Genomic DNA, 20221 nt, shown 5'->3' with positions numbered 1-20221 from the left:
CCCAGGGAATAACTCCATTGCCGCCTTGGTGCAGCTTGATTGATATGGTGTATATATAAGAAATGTGTGCGTCGTCCCTTGGCCCACAAAAAGGCGCACAGTATGCACGATTAATCGCAAAATCGTACCCCTAAATGAGACCAGATTAATCTGGCTCAAAGAAAAATAAACGCGCCTTCAGTCTATTACAGCCCAGGGGCTAAACATCTATACTCGCTGTTTAACGCGGTACATTTGGCGAAAGGACGCCACTTCATTATGGCTCACCCACATTTATTAGCGGAAAGAATTTCCCGTCTGAGCAATGCGCTGGAAAAGGGACTTTATGAACGTAGTCACGCCATTCGCCTTTGTCTGCTGGCCGCGCTCAGCGGCGAGAGCGTCTTCTTATTAGGCCCTCCAGGGATAGCGAAAAGCTTAATCGCTCGCCGACTGAAGTTTGCCTTTAAAAATGCCCGTGCTTTCGAATATCTGATGACGCGCTTCTCGACACCTGAAGAGGTCTTTGGCCCGCTATCCATTCAGGCGCTTAAAGACGAAGGTCGCTATGAGCGCTTAACAGCAGGCTATCTTCCTGAAGCCGAAATTGTTTTTCTCGATGAAATCTGGAAAGCAGGCCCGGCCATTCTCAACACCCTGCTAACCGCTATTAACGAACGCCACTTCCGCAACGGCGCACACGAGGAGAAAATCCCGATGCGCCTGCTGGTCGCGGCCTCCAACGAACTACCTGAAGCAGACAGCAGCCTGGAAGCATTGTACGACCGTATGCTGATTCGCCTGTGGCTGGATAAAGTACAGGACAAGGCCAACTTCCGGTCCATGCTGTTAAGCCAGCAGGATGAAAGTGACAACCCCGTTCCAACAACGTTACAAGTGACCGATGAAGAGTACTACCAGTGGCAAAAAGACATTGGCAAAATCACGCTTCCCGATCGTGTATTTGAATTGATTTTCACCCTGCGCCAGCAACTGGATGCGCTACCGAACGCCCCCTACGTGTCCGATCGTCGCTGGAAAAAAGCAATCCGCTTACTCCAGGCCAGCGCCTTCTTTAGCGGGCGCGATGCCGTTGCGCCTATCGACCTTATTCTGCTGAAAGATTGCCTGTGGTATGACGCGCAAAGCCTGAATCTGATGCAGCAACAAATCGAAATATTGATGACCGGGCACGCCTGGCAGCAGCAGGCAATGTTGACTCGCCTTGGGGCAATAATGCAGCGCCGCATCCAGCTACAGCAGCAGCAAAGTGATAAAACGGCCTTCACGGTAATTCGTCAGGGTGGAATGTTCAGCCGCCGTCCTCATTATGATTTACCGCCGGAAGCCAACACTTCCGTACTGACGCTGCTACTGCAAAAACCCCTAAAACTGCACGATATGGAGGTTATCCATATTGCCTTTGAACGCGGCGCTCTGGAGCAGTGGCTGACTAAAGGCGGTGAGATCCGCGGAAAATTAAACGGGATCGGATTTGCCCAGACGCTGAATATGGAAGTCGACAGCGCTCAGCACCTGGTCGTGCGCGACGTCAGTTTGCAAGGTTCTCGCCTGGCACTACCCGGCGCATCAGAAGAAAGCATGCCCAGTGAGATAAAGCAGCAACTTGAAGCGCTCGACAACGAATGGCACCAGCAGCACAGCGAATTTAGTGAACAGCAAAAATGTCTGTTTATTCATAGTGACTGGTTAGGCCGCATTGAAGCCAGCCTGCAGGACGTCGGTACACAGATCCGACAGGCACAACAATGCTGACCCTTGATACGCTAAATATCATGCTGGCGGTCGGCGAAGAGGGGATGATTGAAGAGATGATCATCGCACTGCTGGCTTCCCCGCAGATGGCGGTCTTTTTCAAAAAATTTCCCCGGCTAAAAAAAGCGATTACTGACGATGTTCCCCGCTGGCGCGAAGCGTTACGTAACCGCCTCAAAGATACCCACGTACCGCCGGAGCTCACAGAAGAGGTCATGTGCTATCAGCAAAGTCAGCTCCTCTCCACTCCGCAGTTTATCGTCCAGCTACCGCAAATCTTAGCGCTCCTGCACCGACTCCACTCGCCATGGGCTGGGCAAGCGCAGCAACTGGTTGATGACAACAGTACTTTTACGCCCGCACTGCATACACTCTTTCTCCAGCGCTGGCGCCTGAGCCTGGTGGTGCAAACCACCACGCTTAATCAGCAGCTACTGGAAGAAGAACGCGAACAGTTGCTCAGTGAAGTGCAGGAACGGATGACGCTCAGTGGCCAACTGGAACCTGTGCTGGCGGAAAATGACAACGCAGCGGGTCGTTTGTGGGATATGAGCGCGGGCCAAATCAAGCGCGGTGATTATCAGTTGATGGTGAAATACGGTGAATTTCTGACGCAACAACCCGAACTCCAGCGCCTGGCCGAGCAGTTAGGTCGTTCCAGAGAGGCGAAATCCGTGCCGCGTAAAGATGCGCCAATGGAAACCTTCCGTACCCTGGTGCGCGAACCGGCAACAGTCCCGGAGCAGGTGGATGGCATCCAGCAAAGTGACGATATCCTGCGCCTGCTACCGCCAGAACTGGCCACGTTGGGCATTACCGAACTGGAATACGAGTTCTACCGCCGGCTGGTGGAAAAGCAGCTCCTGACATACCGCCTGCATGGAGAAGCCTGGCGCGAGAAAGTCACGGAGCGGCCGGTTATCCACCAGGATTTTGACGAGCAGCCTCGTGGGCCCTTTATTGTCTGTGTCGATACCTCGGGTTCGATGGGCGGATTTAACGAACAGTGTGCGAAAGCCTTTTGCCTGGCGCTAATGCGCGTCGCCCTTGCCGATAACCGGCGCTGTTTCATTATGCTGTTTTCAACAGAAGTCGTGCGCTATGAGCTATCCGGTCCGGAGGGTATCGAACAGGCGATCCGTTTTTTAAGTCAGCGCTTTCGCGGCGGTACAGATATCGCCAGCTGTTTTCGCGCCATTATTGAACGCATGCAGGGTCGGGAATGGTTTGATGCCGATGCGGTGGTGATCTCAGATTTTATCGCTCAGCGATTACCTGATGAAGTTGTCAATAAAGTGGGGGAATTGCAGCGAGTGCACCAGCATCGTTTTCATGCTGTGGCGATGTCAGCACATGGCAAACCCGGCATCATGCGCATTTTCGATCATATCTGGCGCTTTGATACCGGGATGCGAAGCCGCCTGCTCAGACGCTGGCGGCGTTAATTTTTACAGCAGAGATGCGACGCTTTCACGGACCTGTGCAGGCCACACACCGCACTGAACCTGGCCAATGTGCGGCAACTGCAGCAGCAGCATCGTCAGGCGTGACTGCCCAATACCGCCACCAATGGTCTGCGGCATTTCACCGCGCAGCAGTGCCTGGTGCCACTCCAGACTCAGGCGATCTTCATCTCCGGTCAGAGCAAGCTGGTGTTTCAGCGCATCGGCATCCACGCGGATCCCCATAGAAGACAGTTCAAACGCATCTTCCAGTACCGGGTTCCAGACCAGAATATCACCGTTCAAACCGGCATGACCCAGTTCGGACGCTGAACTCCAGTCATCATAATCCGGAGCACGAACGTCATGACGGTGGCCGTCACTAAGTTTGCCGCCGATCCCGACCAGGAACACCGCGCCCAGCTCTTTTGCAATCGCACGTTCACGACCTTTTGCGTCAAGATCCGGATAACGAGATAACAGCTCCTGGCTATGCACAAAGTGGATCTGCTCTGGCAGGAACGGTGCCAGACCAAATTCTTTGCTTACCGCAGCTTCGGTGGCCTTAATTCCCGCCCAGATAGCCTCTACCGTGCTTTTCAGAGTGGAAAATTGACGCTCACCGTCGCCCATCACGCGCTCCCAGTCCCACTGATCAACATACACTGAGTGCAGCGGGGAGAGGCGATCTTCATCGGGACGCAGGGCCTTCATGTGCGTGTACAGCCCTTCGCCTGCGCTAAAGTCGTGTTGTCCTAACGTTTGACGCTTCCACTTCGCCAGGGAATGAACCACTTCGAATTGAGCGTCCGGCAATGCTTTAACCTTCACCTGCACCGCTTTTTCACAGCCCGACAAGTTATCCTGCGTGCCATCTCCTACGCGGCTGAGGATCGGTGCCTGAACTTCGATCAGACCTAAACGCTCTTCCAGCTGGCGAGAAAAATGAGATTTTACGAAGCTAATTTGACGTTGTTTGGCAATGTAAGCGGTTTTCATTATGTGTACTCCTGTGTCCTGTTGCCTATGATTAAGCAACAGAATGGAGGTAATATTCAATAATCCACAAACAAAAAGCCGACTTCAATTTTGATTCGTTAAAAATAACGTCTAAAATAGAGTGAATCATTAATCTACATAAGAAAAACCTATGGAAAATTATCAGATCGACAATCTGGACCGCGGCATTCTTGACGCCCTGATGGAAAATGCCCGTACCGCCTACGCTGAATTAGCTAAACAGTTCGGCGTCAGCCCGGGGACAATTCACGTTCGTGTAGAAAAGATGAAGCAGGCTGGGATTATTACCGGCGCGCGAATTGATGTCAGTCCAAAACAACTGGGTTATGACGTCGGCTGCTTTATCGGCATTATCCTGAAAAGTGCAAAAGACTATCCGTCAGCGCTGGCCAGACTGGAAAGTCTCGATGAAGTGACCGAGGCGTATTACACCACCGGGCACTACAGCATCTTTATTAAGGTAATGTGTAAATCTATCGATGCCCTGCAACAGGTACTTATCAACAAGATCCAAACAATTGATGAAATTCAGTCCACTGAAACCTTGATCGTCTTGCAGAACCCGATCATGCGTACCATCAAGCCATGATCGCTTTTTTTAATCCCCTATTTTTCCACAGGTAGATCCCAACTCGCTCACAGCGTACAATGCTGCCTCTTCATCGAGGTAGCGATCAATGGCAGATATCACTCTTATCAGCGGCAGCACGCTTGGCAGTGCGGAATATGTAGCAGAACATCTGGCAGAAAAGCTGGATGACGCCGGTTTTTCCAGCGAAATACTGCATGGACCGATGCTCGACGAGGTTCCGACTCAAGGGGTTTGGCTGGTTATCAGCTCAACGCACGGTGCGGGAGACATTCCGGATAACCTGCAACCTTTATATGACGCATTGCGTGAGCAGAAACCGGATCTTTCGCAGGTACGCTTTGGTGCCATCGGCATTGGTAGCCGCGAATATGACACGTTCTGCGGTGCGATTGACAAGCTGGAAGCTGAACTGAAGGCCTGCGGGGCGAAACAGATCGGTGAAACGCTCAGGATCAACGTACTGGAACATGAGATTCCGGAAGATCCGGCAGAGATTTGGCTGGGATCCTGGCATCCATTGCTCAGAGATTTGTAAAGATCGTACTTTTTTATGTGGATAACTCTGGTTAAAAGCTTGGATCAACCGGTAGTTATCCAAAGAATAACTGTTGTTCAGTTTTTGAGTTGTGTATAACCCTTCATTCTGATCCCAGCTTATACGGACCAGGATCACCGATCATTCACAGCTAATGATCCTCAACAACCCGTTGATCTTATTCAAAGGATCGCCCTTATCCACAGATAGTTGCGATCCTAATAAGAGATCACAATAAAACAGATCTCTAAATAAAAAGATCTTCTTTTTAATACCCAGGATCCGAGGTCTTTCTCCATCGACTAAAGTTGAGTAGAATCCACGGCCCGGGCTTCAATCCATTTTCACACCGCGTTATGCGAGGCAATTACCATGTTTTATCAGGATCCTTTTGACGTCATCATCATTGGCGGGGGTCATGCAGGCACCGAGGCTGCAATGGCCGCGGCGCGAATGGGTCAACAGACCCTGCTGTTGACACACAATATCGACACTCTGGGACAGATGAGCTGTAACCCGGCGATTGGCGGCATTGGGAAGGGACACCTGGTAAAAGAAGTGGATGCACTTGGCGGCCTGATGGCAACCGCAATTGACCATGCTGGTATCCAGTTTAGAATACTAAACGCCAGCAAAGGCCCGGCAGTTCGCGCCACCCGTGCTCAGGCGGATCGCGTGCTCTATCGTCAGGCTGTACGTACTGCGTTGGAGAACCAGCCGAATCTGATGATCTTCCAGCAAGCGGTTGAAGATCTGATTGTTGAAAACGATCGTGTTGTCGGTGCAGTGACTCAGATGGGTCTGAAGTTCCGTGCCAAAGCGGTTGTATTAACCGTAGGGACTTTCCTCGACGGGAAAATTCACATTGGTCTGGACAACTACAGCGGTGGCCGTGCTGGCGATCCGCCGTCTATCCCACTGTCACGTCGCCTGCGTGAGCTACCGCTGCGCGTTAGCCGTCTGAAAACCGGCACACCGCCGCGTATAGATGCGCGTACCATCGATTTCAGCGTACTTGGCCAGCAAAACAGCGATAACCCAATGCCGGTCTTTTCGTTCCTTGGCGATGTTTCTCAACATCCGCGCCAGATGCCGTGCTACATCACGCATACTAACGAGAAAACCCATGATGTGATCCGTAATAACCTCGATCGTAGCCCGATGTATGCTGGCGTGATCGAAGGTATCGGCCCACGTTACTGCCCGTCGATCGAAGACAAAGTGATGCGCTTTGCCGATCGTAACCAGCACCAGATCTTCCTTGAACCGGAAGGACTGACGTCTAACGAAATTTACCCGAACGGTATTTCCACCAGCCTGCCGTTTGACGTGCAGATGCAAATTGTCCGCTCCATGCAGGGGATGGAAAATGCCAAAATTGTCCGTCCTGGCTATGCTATTGAGTATGATTTCTTCGATCCACGCGATCTGAAGCCAACCCTGGAAAGTAAGTTCATTCAAGGTCTGTTCTTTGCTGGTCAGATTAACGGTACAACCGGTTACGAAGAAGCCGCTGCGCAAGGTTTGCTGGCGGGTCTGAACGCCGCACGCTTGTCCGCTGACAAAGAGGGGTGGGCACCTGCGCGTTCTCAGGCCTATCTTGGTGTGCTGGTGGATGACCTGTGTACGCTGGGCACCAAAGAACCGTACCGCATGTTTACTTCGCGTGCAGAATACCGTTTGATGCTGCGCGAAGATAACGCCGATCTCCGTCTGACCGAAATTGGTCGTGAACTGGGTCTGGTGGGGGATGAACGCTGGGCGCGCTTCAATGAAAAACTGGAACGCATCGAACAAGAACGCCAGCGTCTGAAATCTACCTGGGTGAACCCGCTTGCCGAATCTGCAGCAGAAGTGAATGCTCACCTGGCTACGCCTCTGTCACGCGAGGCCAGTGGTGAAGATCTGCTGCGTCGTCCGGACATGACCTATGCACAGCTGACGTCATTGTCTGTATTTGCCCCCGCGCTTGATGATCCTCAGGCGGCTGAACAGGTTGAGATTCAGGTTAAGTACGAAGGTTATATTGCCCGTCAGCAGGATGAAATCGAAAGACAACAGCGTAACGAGAATACGTTGCTGCCTGCGACTCTGGATTATCGTCAGGTTTCCGGTTTGTCGAATGAAGTTATTGCCAAGCTGAACGATCACAAACCGGTGTCAATCGGCCAGGCATCGCGCATTTCAGGTGTCACGCCTGCCGCCATCTCCATTCTGCTGGTTTGGCTGAAAAAACAAGGTATGCTGCGCCGTAGCGCTTAATCACACTATTTGGGCGGGGGCGTTTCGCTTGCCCGCCCTGCAAATTTGTCGACCCGATACGCTATAGCTTATCGGGTCATTGATTATTAACAGGTAACGACCGTGCTCAACAAACTCTCTCGTCTGCTGGCTGATGCTGGTATTTCTCTTACCGATCACCAGAAAAATCAGCTGATTGCGTATGTCGATATGCTGCACAAATGGAATAAAGCGTACAACCTGACATCGGTGCGGGATCCCAACGAAATGCTGGTGCGCCATATTCTGGACAGCATTGTTGTCGCCCCCCATCTGCAAGGCGAGCGTTTTATTGATGTCGGCACGGGACCGGGCTTACCAGGAATTCCTCTTTCTATCGTGCGTCCTGAGGCGCATTTTACTCTGCTGGATAGTCTGGGAAAACGCGTACGTTTTCTGCGTCAGGTACAACATGAACTTAAACTGGATAACATCACTCCAGTGCAAAGCAGGGTAGAAGAATTCCCTTCCGAGCCGCCTTTTGATGGCGTGATAAGTCGTGCTTTTGCGTCTCTTAACGACATGCTGAGCTGGTGCCACCATTTACCTGGTCAAAACGGGCGTTTTTATGCTTTAAAAGGGCAATTACCGGAAGATGAGATCGCCACATTGCCTGCGGCGTTCAGCGTCGAATCAGTTGTAAAATTACGGGTTCCACAACTGGATGGTGAGCGTCATTTGGTGGTTATTAAGCCAAACAAAATTTAATTTTTATCAAAAAAAATAGAAAAAAAACGGCTCTTCAGGTGTTAAAAGTCATAGGGAATAGTGTGGTTAAATGTCGTTACATTTCACTAATGTCTTACGGTTTTGCATCATAACTATAACGTACCGTTTTTTGTTAAAAGTGAAACAAGTCAACTGTGAAAATATCAGCCTGCTAAAAATAGAATCAAAGAATCACCGCTTGTGTTAATTTTTTATTATAAATGTCAATGGGTGGTTTTTTTGTTGTTATTCGCTATTTTTAAAACAGTAACGGATTTTAGGCTTAAATATCAAAAAGTTGAAATGGCATCATTTGCCAAGTAAATAAATAGTGCAGGGGCGAATATGCTTAATATGTGATCTGGTGCACGCTTTGCAGCCAGTGTTTACGCGGCTTTTGCAGTTTTGCATGATCGTTCACAGTTTGCCGAAAAGTAATAAATGTGGCCTGGAGAAAAATATTTAAACATTTATTCACTTTTTAGCTACTTATTGTTTGAAATCACGAAGCCGCACCGTATAATTTGACCGCTTTTTGATGCTTGACTCTAAGCCATAAAGAACGTTTTATACGACACGCGGCATACCTCGAAGGGAGCAGGAGTAAAAACGTGATGTCTATGTCGCTCTTGAGTCGAAACGTTGCTCGTAAGCTTTTGCTCACACAGCTTCTGGCGGTAATAGCAAGTGGATTGCTGTTTAGCCTCAAAGACCCTTTCTGGGGCATCTCCGCATTGTGCGGGGGATTGGCAGTGTTACTGCCTAATATGTTGTTTATGATATTTGCCTGGCGTCACCAGGCACATACACCAGCAAAGGGCCGAGTGGCCTGGACGTTCGCTTTCGGCGAAGCCTTCAAGGTGTTAGCTATGCTGGTTTTGCTTGTGGTGGCGTTGGCGGTTTTGAAGGCGGTGTTCTTACCGCTGATCGTTACGTGGGTTTTGGTGCTGGTGGTTCAGATACTGGCACCGGCTGTAATTAACAACAAAGGGTAAAAGGCATCATGGCTTCTGAAAATATGACGCCGCAGGAATACATAGGGCACCATCTGAATAACCTTCAGTTGGACCTGCGTACTTTCTCGCTGGTAGATCCGCATAACCCCCCAGCCACCTTCTGGACGCTCAATATTGACTCCATGTTCTTCTCGGTGGTGCTGGGTCTGTTGTTCCTGCTTATGTTCCGTAGCGTTGCTAAAAAGGCAACCAGCGGCGTACCAGGGAAATTTCAGACCGCGATTGAGCTGGTAATCGGCTTTGTTCATGGCAGTGTCAAAGACATGTACCATGGCAAAAGCAAGGTTATCGCACCGCTTGCCCTGACGATCTTCGTTTGGGTCTTCCTGATGAACCTGATGGATTTACTGCCAATCGACCTGCTGCCGTATATTGCTGAGCATATACTGGGCCTGCCGGCGCTGCGCGTGGTTCCGTCTGCGGACGTAAACATCACCCTGTCGATGGCGCTGGGCGTGTTTATCCTGATTCTGTTCTACAGCATCAAAATGAAAGGCATCGGCGGCTTCGCGAAAGAGTTGACGCTGCAGCCGTTCAATCACTGGGCGTTCATTCCTGTCAACTTAATCCTTGAAGGGGTAAGCCTGCTGTCCAAACCAGTTTCTCTTGGTCTGCGACTGTTCGGCAACATGTACGCTGGTGAGCTGATTTTCATTCTGATTGCTGGTCTGTTGCCGTGGTGGTCACAGTGGATTCTGAATGTGCCGTGGGCCATTTTCCACATACTGATTATCACGCTGCAAGCCTTCATCTTCATGGTTCTGACGATTGTCTATCTGTCGATGGCGTCTGAAGAGCATTAATTTACCAACACTACTACGTTTTAACTGAAACAAACTGGAGACTGTCATGGAAAACCTGAATATGGATCTGCTGTACATGGCTGCCGCTGTGATGATGGGTCTGGCGGCAATCGGTGCTGCGATCGGTATCGGCATCCTCGGGGGTAAATTCCTGGAAGGCGCAGCGCGTCAACCTGATCTGATTCCTCTGCTGCGTACTCAGTTCTTTATCGTTATGGGTCTGGTGGATGCTATCCCGATGATCGCTGTAGGTCTGGGTCTGTACGTGATGTTCGCTGTCGCGTAGTAAGCGTTGCTTGAATTAAGAGCAATATCAGAACGTTAACTAGATAGAGGCATTGTGCTGTGAATCTTAACGCAACAATCCTCGGCCAGGCCATCGCGTTTGTCCTGTTCGTTCTGTTCTGCATGAAGTACGTATGGCCGCCATTAATGGCAGCCATCGAAAAACGTCAAAAAGAAATTGCTGACGGTCTTGCTTCTGCTGAACGAGCACATAAGGATCTTGACCTTGCAAAGGCCAGCGCGACTGACCAGCTGAAAAAAGCGAAGGCGGAAGCTCAGGTAATTATCGAGCAGGCAAACAAACGCCGCGCTCAGATCCTGGACGAAGCTAAAACTGAAGCAGAGCAGGAACGTACTAAAATCGTGGCACAAGCGCAGGCGGAAATTGACGCCGAGCGTAAACGTGCTCGCGAAGAGCTGCGTAAGCAAGTTGCTGTCCTGGCTGTTGCTGGCGCCGAGAAGATCATCGAACGTTCCGTGGATGAAGCTGCTAACAGCGACATCGTGGACAAACTTGTCGCTGAACTGTAAGGAGGGAGGGGCTGATGTCTGAATTTATTACGGTAGCTCGCCCCTACGCCAAAGCAGCTTTTGACTTTGCCGTTGAGCACCAAAGCGTTGACCGTTGGCAGGATATGCTGACGTTTGCCGCTGAGGTGACGAAGAACGAACAAATGGCAGAGCTTCTCTCTGGCGCGCTGGCGCCGGAAACGCTCGCTGAGTCGTTTATCGCAATCTGCGGTGAGCAGTTGGACGAAAATGGCCAGAACCTGATTAAGGTAATGGCTGAAAATAACCGTCTTAATGCGCTCCCGGATGTTCTTGAGCAGTTTATTCACCTGCGTGCAGCCAGTGAGGCTATCTCTGAGGTAGAAGTCACTTCTGCCAATGCACTGAGTGATGAACAGCTTACGAAGATTAGTGCAGCGATGGAAAAACGTCTGTCACGCAAAGTTAAGCTGAATTGCAAAATCGATAAGTCTGTAATGGCAGGCGTAATCATCCGTGCGGGTGATATGGTCATTGATGGCAGCGTACGCGGCCGTCTTGAGCGCCTTGCAGACGTCTTGCAGTCTTAAGGGGACTGGAGCATGCAACTGAATTCCACCGAAATCAGCGAACTGATCAAGCAGCGCATTGCTCAGTTCAGTGTTGTGAGTGAAGCTCACAACGAAGGTACTATTGTTTCTGTAAGTGACGGTGTTATCCGCATCCACGGTCTTGCTGACTGTATGCAGGGGGAAATGATCTCTCTGCCGGGTAACCGTTATGCTATCGCACTGAACCTGGAGCGCGACTCCGTAGGTGCAGTTGTGATGGGTCCATACGCTGACCTCGCCGAAGGCATGAAGGTTAAGTGTACGGGTCGTATTCTGGAAGTTCCGGTTGGCCGTGGCCTGCTGGGTCGTGTGGTGAACACTCTGGGTTCCCCGATTGACGGTAAAGGTCCGGTTGATAACGATGGCTTCTCGCCAATCGAAGTTATCGCACCAGGCGTAATCGAACGTCAGTCCGTAGATCAGCCGGTACAGACCGGTTATAAATCCGTTGATGCCATGATCCCAATCGGTCGTGGTCAGCGTGAGTTGATCATCGGTGACCGTCAGACCGGTAAAACCGCGATGGCAATCGATGCCATCATCAACCAGCGTGACTCCGGCATCAAATGTGTGTACGTGGCTATCGGCCAGAAAGCGTCCACCATTTCTAACGTGGTTCGTAAACTGGAAGAACACGGCGCACTGTCCAACACCATCGTTGTTGTGGCGACCGCGTCTGAATCTGCTGCACTGCAATATCTGGCACCTTATGCTGGTTGCGCAATGGGCGAATACTTCCGTGACCGCGGTGAAGATGCACTGATCGTTTATGATGACCTGTCCAAACAGGCTGTTGCTTACCGTCAGGTTTCCCTGCTGCTCCGTCGTCCACCAGGACGTGAAGCATTCCCGGGCGACGTATTTTACCTCCACTCCCGTCTGCTTGAACGTGCTTCCCGCGTTAACGCGGAATACGTTGAGAAATTCACCAATGGTGAAGTTAAAGGTAAAACTGGCTCCCTGACCGCTCTGCCGATTATCGAAACCCAGGCGGGTGACGTTTCCGCGTTCGTTCCGACCAACGTAATTTCCATTACCGATGGTCAGATCTTCCTGGAAACCAACCTGTTCAACTCCGGTATTCGTCCGGCAGTTAACCCGGGTATCTCCGTATCCCGTGTAGGTGGCGCAGCGCAGACCAAGATCATCAAGAAACTGTCCGGTGGTATCCGTACCGCGCTGGCACAGTATCGTGAACTGGCAGCGTTTTCTCAGTTCGCTTCCGACCTTGACGAAGCTACGCGTAAGCAGCTGAGCCACGGTCAGAAAGTAACTGAACTGCTGAAGCAGAAACAGTATGCCCCAATGTCTGTTGCACAGCAGGGCGTGGTGCTGTTTGCGGCTGAACGCGGTTACCTCGAAGATGTGGAACTGGCGAAAATCGGTAGCTTCGAAGCCGCTCTGCTGGCTTACGTTGACCGTGATCACGCTCCGCTGATGCAAGAGATTAACCAGTCCGGTGGCTATAACGATGAAATCGAAGGCAAGCTGAAAGCTATCCTCGATTCCTTCAAAGCAACCCAGTCCTGGTAACGTCTGGCGGTCTGTCTTAGGGCGGACCGCAAGGCATTGAGGAGAAGCTCATGGCCGGCGCAAAAGAGATACGTAGTAAGATCGCAAGCGTCCAGAACACGCAGAAGATCACTAAAGCGATGGAGATGGTCGCCGCTTCCAAAATGCGTAAATCGCAGGATCGCATGGCGGCCAGCCGTCCTTATGCAGAGACCATGCGCAAAGTGATTGGTCACCTTGCGAATGGTAATCTGGAATATAAGCACCCTTACCTGGAAGAACGCGACGTTAAGCGCGTGGGCTACCTGGTGGTGTCGACCGACCGTGGTCTGTGCGGTGGCTTGAACATTAACCTGTTCAAAAAGCTGCTGGCGGATATGAAAACATGGTCCGATAAAGGCGTTCAGTGCGACATCGCAATGATCGGCTCTAAGGGCGTGTCTTTCTTTAATTCCGTAGGCGGTAACGTGGTTGCTCAGGTAACCGGTATGGGGGATAACCCTTCCCTGTCCGAACTGATCGGCCCGGTTAAAGTGATGCTGCAGGCCTATGATGAAGGTCGTCTGGACAGACTGTACGTTGTCAGCAACAAATTTATTAACACCATGTCTCAGGTTCCTACTCTCACTCAACTGCTGCCTTTACCGGCTTCAGAAGATGAAGAGTTAAAACAAAAAGCCTGGGATTACCTGTATGAACCAGACCCGAAACCGCTGCTGGATACCCTGCTGCGTCGTTACGTTGAATCTCAGGTTTATCAGGGCGTGGTAGAAAACCTGGCCAGCGAGCAGGCCGCACGTATGGTGGCGATGAAAGCCGCGACCGACAATGGCGGCAGCCTGATTAAAGAGCTGCAGTTGGTATACAACAAAGCTCGTCAGGCCAGCATTACTCAGGAACTCACCGAAATCGTCGGTGGTGCATCCGCGGTATAACCAGGTTAATTCGTAGAGGATTCAAGATGGCTACTGGAAAAATTGTCCAGGTAATCGGCGCCGTGGTTGACGTCGAATTCCCTCAGGATGCCGTACCGCGCGTGTACGATGCTCTTGAGGTTATGAATGGTAAAGAGAGCCTGGTGCTGGAAGTTCAGCAGCAGCTCGGCGGCGGTATCGTACGTACCATCGCCATGGGTTCTTCCGACGGTCTGCGTCGTGGTCTGGAAGTTAAAGACCTCGAGCACCCGATCGAAGTCCCGGTAGGTAAAGCAACGCTGGGTCGTATCATGAACGTTCTGGGTCACCCGATCGACATGAAAGGCGATATCGGAGAAGAAGAGCGTTGGGCTATTCACCGCGCAGCACCTTCCTATGAAGAGCTGTCCAGCTCTCAGGAACTGCTGGAAACCGGCATCAAAGTTATCGACCTGATGTGTCCGTTCGCTAAGGGCGGTAAAGTTGGTCTGTTCGGTGGTGCGGGTGTAGGTAAAACCGTAAACATGATGGAGCTTATTCGTAACATCGCGATCGAGCACTCCGGTTACTCTGTGTTTGCGGGTGTAGGTGAACGTACTCGTGAGGGTAACGACTTCTACCACGAAATGACCGACTCCAACGTTCTGGATAAAGTATCCCTGGTTTATGGCCAGATGAACGAGCCGCCGGGAAACCGTCTGCGCGTTGCGCTGACCGGCCTGACCATGGCTGAGAAATTCCGTGACGAAGGTCGTGACGTACTGCTGTTCGTCGATAACATCTATCGTTATACCCTGGCCGGTACGGAAGTATCCGCACTGCTGGGTCGTATGCCATCAGCGGTAGGTTACCAGCCGACCCTGGCGGAAGAGATGGGTGTTCTGCAGGAACGTATCACTTCTACCAAAACCGGTTCTATCACCTCCGTTCAGGCGGTATACGTACCTGCGGATGACTTGACTGACCCATCCCCAGCAACCACCTTTGCTCACTTAGATGCAACCGTGGTACTGAGCCGTCAGATCGCATCTCTGGGTATCTACCCGGCAGTTGACCCGCTGGACTCCACCAGCCGTCAGCTGGATCCGCTGGTTGTTGGTCAGGAACACTACGACACCGCGCGTGGCGTACAGTCCCTGCTGCAGCGTTATCAGGAACTGAAAGACATCATCGCCATCCTGGGTATGGATGAACTGTCTGAAGAAGATAAACTGGTGGTAGCACGTGCGCGTAAAATTCAGCGCTTCCTGTCCCAGCCGTTCTTCGTTGCGGAAGTATTCACCGGTTCTCCGGGTAAATACGTTTCCCTGAAAGACACCATCCGTGGCTTTAAAGGCATCATGGAAGGCGAATACGACCACCTGCCAGAGCAGGCGTTCTACATGGTTGGTTCTATCGACGAAGCCGTAGAAAAAGCCAAAAAACTTTAACGCCTTAATCGGAGGGTGATATGGCAATGACTTACCACCTGGACGTCGTCAGCGCAGAGCAACAAATGTTCTCTGGTCTGGTCGAAAAAATCCAGGTAACGGGTAGTGAAGGTGAACTGGGTATTTTCCCGGGTCACGCACCGCTACTCACCGCCATTAAGCCTGGTATGATCCGCATCGTTAAACAGTTCGGTCATGAAGAGTTTATCTATCTGTCCGGCGGCATTCTTGAAGTGCAGCCTGGCAACGTGACCGTACTGGCTGATACCGCGATTCGCGGGCAGGATCTCGATGAAGCGAGAGCCCTGGAAGCGAAACGTAAGGCTGAAGAGCATATTAAGAGCTCTCATGGTGACGTGGATTACGCTCAGGCATCTGCGGAACTGGCCAAAGCGATCGCGAAACTGCGCGTTATCGAGTTGACCAAAAAAGCGATGTAACACCGGCTTGAAAAGCACAAAAGCCAGTCTGGTTTCCAGGCTGGCTTTTTTTGTTTTGTTGCATAAACATTTAAAGTGAAATCTGTTTTGTGATTTAGATCAAAAAAAGTTGATTGGTTAAAAAATGCGGCGTAGACTCTTTTTATGTGATGAATATCACATAATTAACTCAAATAAAAAGAGATGCCAACATGAAATTACTCAATAAAATCATCGCCATGTTCAGCAATATGAGCTTTTAGCTTTTACCTGCCCGTCCTGTGGCGCGATGCTTGATACGGTTTATCAGTCAGCGCCACTTGTTGTTATAGATCCCCTCTTCCTCCTCTTCTCCCTCAACTTTTTATTTTCGCGTACGCATTTTCGGTTTCTTACTGAATCACATAAATAAAATCGGACTTTGCATGTGTAACTCTTTATTCATGCGGTAAAAAAATAGCAAAAACATTAACCTAAGGCTTTAATAAGAGCATGCTCCTGGTTTTTGGGAGACAAAAGGCGCCGATATAGTCGAAAATAGTGAGTTAATAGTTAGGGATTTTCCCCTATTGAACGTTTTATCTTCGGCCCATTTCATGATGAAAAAAATGTAGTATTTTCAATATGAAAGGGTATAAATTCGTTCTCAAATGACAGTCAGGATGTGTATGTTGAATAATGCTATGAGCGTCGTGATCCTTGCCGCAGGCAAAGGTACACGTATGTATTCCGATCTTCCTAAAGTGCTGCACACTCTCGCAGGAAAAGCGATGGTGCAGCATGTTATTGATGCCGCTAATGAATTAGGCGCAACTCATGTACACCTGGTCTACGGGCACGGTGGTGATTTGCTCAAGCAGACGCTGAAAGATGGCAATCTGAACTGGGTTCTGCAGGCGGAACAGTTGGGTACCGGCCATGCAATGCAGCAGGCGGCGCCATTCTTTGGTGATGATGAAGACATTTTAATGCTCTATGGCGATGTGCCGCTGATCTCTACCGATACCTTACGTCGCCTGCGTGAAGCCAAACCGCAGGGCGGCATTGGCTTGCTAACGGTAAAACTTGATGACCCAACCGGTTATGGCCGAATTACCCGCGATAACGGCAATGTCACGGGTATCGTTGAGCATAAAGATGCCACCGACGAGCAGCGTCAAATCCAGGAAATAAACACTGGTATCCTGATTGCCAACGGCGCTGACATGAAGCGTTGGCTGTCTAAACTGACCAACAACAACGTGCAGGGTGAATACTACATCACCGATATCATCGCGATGGCGTATCAGGAAGGACGTGAAATTGCTGCAGTACATCCGGCACGTATTAGCGAAACCGAAGGGGTGAACAACCGCCTTCAGTTATCCCGTCTTGAACGTGTCTATCAGTCCGAACAAGCAGAGAAACTGCTGTTAGCTGGCGTTATGTTACGCGATCCAGCACGTTTTGATCTTCGCGGTTCGCTTATTCACGGGCGCGATGTTGAAATTGATACTAACGTTATCATTGAAGGTAACGTAACCCTTGGCGATCGCGTCAAGATTGGTACTGGCTGCATTATCAAAAATAGCGTAATTGGCGATGGCTGTGAGCTTAGCCCGTACAGCGTGGTGGAAGATGCCCATCTGGAAGCGGCCTGTACTATCGGGCCTTTTGCGCGTCTGCGTCCGGGTGCTGAGCTGCAGGAAGGCGCACACGTGGGCAACTTCGTCGAAATGAAAAAAGCGCGTCTGGGTAAAGGTTCTAAAGCCGGTCATCTGACCTATCTGGGCGATGCTGAAATTGGCGATAACGTGAACATCGGCGCGGGTACGATTACCTGCAATTACGATGGTGCTAATAAATTTAAAACCATTATTGGTGATGATGTGTTTGTGGGTTCGGATACTCAACTGGTGGCGCCTGTCACCGTGGGTAAAGGCGCGACGATCGCCGCTGGAACCACAGTGACGCGTAATATCGCTGATAACGAACTGGTATTAAGCCGTGTACCGCAGGTCCATAAACAAGGTTGGCAGCGCCCGGTGAAGAAAAAGTAAGTGATTTTTGCCGGATGGCGGCCTACGTGCGATGACGTTCTGTAGGCCTGATAAGCGTGAGTGCCATCAGGCAGACAAGAGATGAGGGGATAACATAATCCTCCGCTCAACAAGCAGTACCTATAAAAATAACCCCACTCTCTACAAGGCTCGGGGCGCCCGGAAAGGGCAAATACAGGTCAGCGACAACGACAGGCATAATGCCTAAATTCGGAATCAAAAAATATGTGTGGAATTGTTGGCGCTATCGCGCAGCGTGATGTAGCTGAAATCCTTCTCGAAGGTTTACGTCGTCTGGAATATCGTGGTTATGACTCAGCCGGTCTGGCCGTCGTCGATGCTGAAGGTAACATGACCCGTCTGCGTCGTCTGGGTAAAGTGCAGATGCTGACTGCTGCTGCGGAAGAACATCCGTTGCATGGTGGTACAGGTATCGCTCATACCCGTTGGGCGACACACGGTGAACCTTCAGAAGCGAACGCGCATCCGCATGTTTCTGAGCACATTGTGGTGGTTCATAACGGCATCATCGAAAACCATGAACCGCTGCGTGAAATGTTGAAAGCGCGTGGTTACATCTTTGTGTCTGAAACGGACACCGAAGTGATTGCTCACCTGGTACATTGGGAGCTGGAACAGGGCGGTACACTGCGTGAGGCGGTATTGCGTACTATTCCGCAGCTGCGCGGTGCCTACGGCACAGTGATCATGGATACCCGTAATCCAGAAACTCTGCTGGCGGCGCGTTCTGGTAGCCCGCTGGTTATCGGTCTGGGCATGGGTGAAAACTTTATCGCTTCCGACCAGCTGGCTCTGCTGCCGGTAACCCGTCGCTTTATCTTCCTGGAAGAGGGCGATATCGCCGAGGTAACGCGTCGTTCAGTCTCTATTTTTGACAAGACTGGCGCAGAAGTAAAACGTCAGGATATTGAATCTAATCTGCAATACGACGCGGGCGAAAAAGGTATCTATCGCCACTACATGCAGAAAGAGATCTATGAGCAACCGAACGCGATAAAAAATACGCTGACCGGGCGTATTAGTCATGGCGAAGTGGATTTAAGTGAGCTTGGCCCTAATGCCAACGCGTTGCTGTCTCAGGTCGAGCATATCCAGATTATTGCCTGCGGCACGTCATACAACTCAGGCATGGTATCCCGCTACTGGTTTGAGTCGCTGGCCGGCATTCCTTGTGATGTGGAAATTGCTTCTGAGTTCCGTTATCGCAAATCCGCTGTGCGTCGTAACAGTTTGATGATTACCCTGTCTCAGTCCGGTGAAACGGCGGATACCCTGGCGGGTCTGCGCTTATCTAAAGAGCTGGGCTATCTGGGGTCGCTGGCAATCTGTAACGTTCCAGGCTCTTCTCTGGTACGTGAATCTGACCTGGCGATGATGACCAATGCCGGGACCGAAATCGGCGTGGCCTCCACGAAAGCATTTACCACCCAACTGACTGTTCTGCTAATGCTGGTGGCGAAGCTGGCTCGTCTGAAAGGTCTGGATGCGACTATTGAACAAGAGATTGTTCACGGGTTACAGGCGCTGCCGAGCCGTATTGAGCAGATGCTGTCACAGGACAAGCGTATTGCCGCACTGGCGGAAGACTTCTCTGACAAACACCATGCACTGTTCCTTGGTCGTGGCGATCAGTACCCCATTGCGCTGGAAGGCGCCCTGAAGCTGAAAGAGATTTCTTATATTCACGCAGAAGCGTATGCCGCTGGTGAGCTGAAGCACGGTCCGCTGGCGCTGATTGACGCGGATATGCCGGTTATCGTGGTTGCACCGAACAACGAGTTGCTGGAAAAACTGAAATCCAACATTGAAGAAGTGCGTGCCCGTGGCGGCCAGTTGTACGTCTTCGCCGATCAGGATGCAGGATTTATCAGTAATGAAAATATGCATATCATCGAGATGCCGCATGTGGAAGAGGTGATTGCACCGATCTTCTATACCGTTCCGCTGCAACTGCTGGCGTATCATGTGGCGCTGATTAAAGGTACTGACGTGGACCAGCCGCGTAACCTGGCGAAGTCGGTTACCGTGGAATAAGCGATACCTCGCTGAACTGAAAATGCCCTGCTCAAAGCGGGGCATTTTTTTAAATGCGTTCTGTTTTTAATCAATTACCCCGCCTGTTTTATGTGACAAACCGTCATCTTCAGCTACTGTTTTCAGTGTCATAAAAAGAAAATTTTGCCGAAATATGATTGTCATATAATCTATTAACTTGCTGTTTTTATACAATTTTTAATTGTTCTTGGTGCGTTATTTTTCATTGTCATAAAACTGTCATATTTCGTACATTTAACTGTCACCTGTTTGTCCTATTTTGCTCACAGTAGCAACTCAAACAACAATTTACGAA

18 protein-coding genes are annotated in these 20221 nt (G+C 50.6%); 17 read left to right on the top strand and 1 reads right to left on the bottom strand.

The window, feature by feature from the left end; genetic code table 11:
- The first annotated feature begins 258 nt into the window (after positions 1–258).
- Together ravA and viaA are read left to right on the top strand one after the other, a co-directional pair.
- Complete coding sequence (gene ravA, locus FDX24_RS09950; RefSeq protein WP_048213792.1) at positions 259–1755, top strand: ATPase RavA; 1497 nt, start codon at positions 259–261, stop codon at positions 1753–1755.
- Complete coding sequence (gene viaA / locus FDX24_RS09945) at positions 1749–3200, top strand: ATPase RavA stimulator ViaA (protein WP_048213791.1); 1452 nt, start codon at positions 1749–1751, stop codon at positions 3198–3200. The genes ravA and viaA overlap by 7 nt, the downstream gene beginning before the upstream one ends.
- A gap of 3 nt (positions 3201–3203) precedes the next feature.
- Here the strand turns inward: viaA and asnA are convergent, their stop codons facing one another.
- Positions 3204–4196, bottom strand: a complete 993-nt coding sequence (gene asnA, locus FDX24_RS09940; RefSeq protein ID WP_005121446.1) for an aspartate--ammonia ligase — start codon at positions 4194–4196, stop codon at positions 3204–3206.
- Between the two features lie 151 nt (positions 4197–4347).
- Here asnA and asnC point away from each other — a divergent pair, with 151 nt between their 5' ends.
- The 15 genes from asnC to glmS all read left to right on the top strand — a co-directional run bounded on the left by asnC (position 4348) and on the right by glmS (position 19905).
- Positions 4348–4806, top strand: coding sequence for a transcriptional regulator AsnC (gene asnC, locus FDX24_RS09935; RefSeq protein ID WP_003023780.1), 459 nt, complete (start codon positions 4348–4350; stop codon positions 4804–4806).
- 88 nt (positions 4807–4894) lie between these two features.
- Positions 4895–5344 carry an FMN-binding protein MioC gene (gene mioC / locus FDX24_RS09930; protein ID WP_048213790.1) on the top strand — a complete coding sequence of 150 codons (450 nt, stop codon included), beginning with the start codon at positions 4895–4897 and terminating at the stop codon, positions 5342–5344.
- Between the two features lie 372 nt (positions 5345–5716).
- Complete coding sequence (gene mnmG, locus FDX24_RS09925; RefSeq protein ID WP_061066899.1) at positions 5717–7606, top strand: tRNA uridine-5-carboxymethylaminomethyl(34) synthesis enzyme MnmG; 1890 nt, start codon at positions 5717–5719, stop codon at positions 7604–7606.
- A gap of 102 nt (positions 7607–7708) precedes the next feature.
- Positions 7709–8332, top strand: a complete 624-nt coding sequence (gene rsmG / locus FDX24_RS09920; RefSeq protein WP_048213788.1) for a 16S rRNA (guanine(527)-N(7))-methyltransferase RsmG — start codon at positions 7709–7711, stop codon at positions 8330–8332.
- Between the two features lie 614 nt (positions 8333–8946).
- Positions 8947–9327 carry a F0F1 ATP synthase subunit I gene (gene atpI, locus FDX24_RS09915; protein ID WP_048213787.1) on the top strand — a complete coding sequence of 127 codons (381 nt, stop codon included), beginning with the start codon at positions 8947–8949 and terminating at the stop codon, positions 9325–9327.
- Between the two features lie 8 nt (positions 9328–9335).
- Positions 9336–10151 carry a F0F1 ATP synthase subunit A gene (atpB, locus tag FDX24_RS09910; RefSeq protein WP_005121454.1) on the top strand — a complete coding sequence of 272 codons (816 nt, stop codon included), beginning with the start codon at positions 9336–9338 and terminating at the stop codon, positions 10149–10151.
- A 46-nt stretch (positions 10152–10197) separates the two neighbouring features.
- Positions 10198–10437 carry a F0F1 ATP synthase subunit C gene (atpE, locus tag FDX24_RS09905; protein ID WP_000429386.1) on the top strand — a complete coding sequence of 80 codons (240 nt, stop codon included), beginning with the start codon at positions 10198–10200 and terminating at the stop codon, positions 10435–10437.
- Positions 10438–10496: 59 nt separating this feature from the next.
- On the top strand, positions 10497–10967 hold the full coding sequence (gene atpF / locus FDX24_RS09900) for a F0F1 ATP synthase subunit B (RefSeq protein ID WP_040232304.1): 471 nt from the start codon (positions 10497–10499) through the stop codon (positions 10965–10967).
- A 14-nt stretch (positions 10968–10981) separates the two neighbouring features.
- Positions 10982–11515 (top strand): F0F1 ATP synthase subunit delta, encoded by a 534-nt coding sequence (gene atpH / locus FDX24_RS09895; RefSeq protein ID WP_048213786.1) that lies wholly within the window; start codon positions 10982–10984, stop codon positions 11513–11515.
- A gap of 12 nt (positions 11516–11527) precedes the next feature.
- Positions 11528–13069: a F0F1 ATP synthase subunit alpha gene (gene atpA / locus FDX24_RS09890; RefSeq protein ID WP_003827026.1), complete on the top strand. Its 1542-nt coding sequence runs from the start codon at positions 11528–11530 to the stop codon at positions 13067–13069.
- A 50-nt stretch (positions 13070–13119) separates the two neighbouring features.
- Positions 13120–13983, top strand: coding sequence for a F0F1 ATP synthase subunit gamma (gene atpG, locus FDX24_RS09885; RefSeq protein ID WP_005121458.1), 864 nt, complete (start codon positions 13120–13122; stop codon positions 13981–13983).
- Positions 13984–14009: 26 nt separating this feature from the next.
- Positions 14010–15392, top strand: coding sequence for a F0F1 ATP synthase subunit beta (atpD, locus tag FDX24_RS09880; RefSeq protein ID WP_003023806.1), 1383 nt, complete (start codon positions 14010–14012; stop codon positions 15390–15392).
- Positions 15393–15412: 20 nt separating this feature from the next.
- On the top strand, positions 15413–15832 hold the full coding sequence (locus tag FDX24_RS09875; protein WP_005121460.1) for a F0F1 ATP synthase subunit epsilon: 420 nt from the start codon (positions 15413–15415) through the stop codon (positions 15830–15832).
- Between the two features lie 647 nt (positions 15833–16479).
- Positions 16480–17850 carry a bifunctional UDP-N-acetylglucosamine diphosphorylase/glucosamine-1-phosphate N-acetyltransferase GlmU gene (glmU, locus tag FDX24_RS09870; protein ID WP_137364210.1) on the top strand — a complete coding sequence of 457 codons (1371 nt, stop codon included), beginning with the start codon at positions 16480–16482 and terminating at the stop codon, positions 17848–17850.
- Positions 17851–18075: 225 nt separating this feature from the next.
- On the top strand, positions 18076–19905 hold the full coding sequence (glmS, locus tag FDX24_RS09865) for a glutamine--fructose-6-phosphate transaminase (isomerizing) (protein ID WP_061066898.1): 1830 nt from the start codon (positions 18076–18078) through the stop codon (positions 19903–19905).
- The last annotated feature ends 316 nt before the right edge of the window (positions 19906–20221 follow it).

Source organism: Citrobacter sp. wls716, from assembly GCF_005280975.1.
Taxonomy (GTDB): Bacteria; Pseudomonadota; Gammaproteobacteria; order Enterobacterales; family Enterobacteriaceae; genus Citrobacter; species Citrobacter youngae.
The sequence above is the reverse complement of the archived record's forward strand: the minus strand, read 5'-3'. Positions and strand labels throughout refer to the sequence as shown.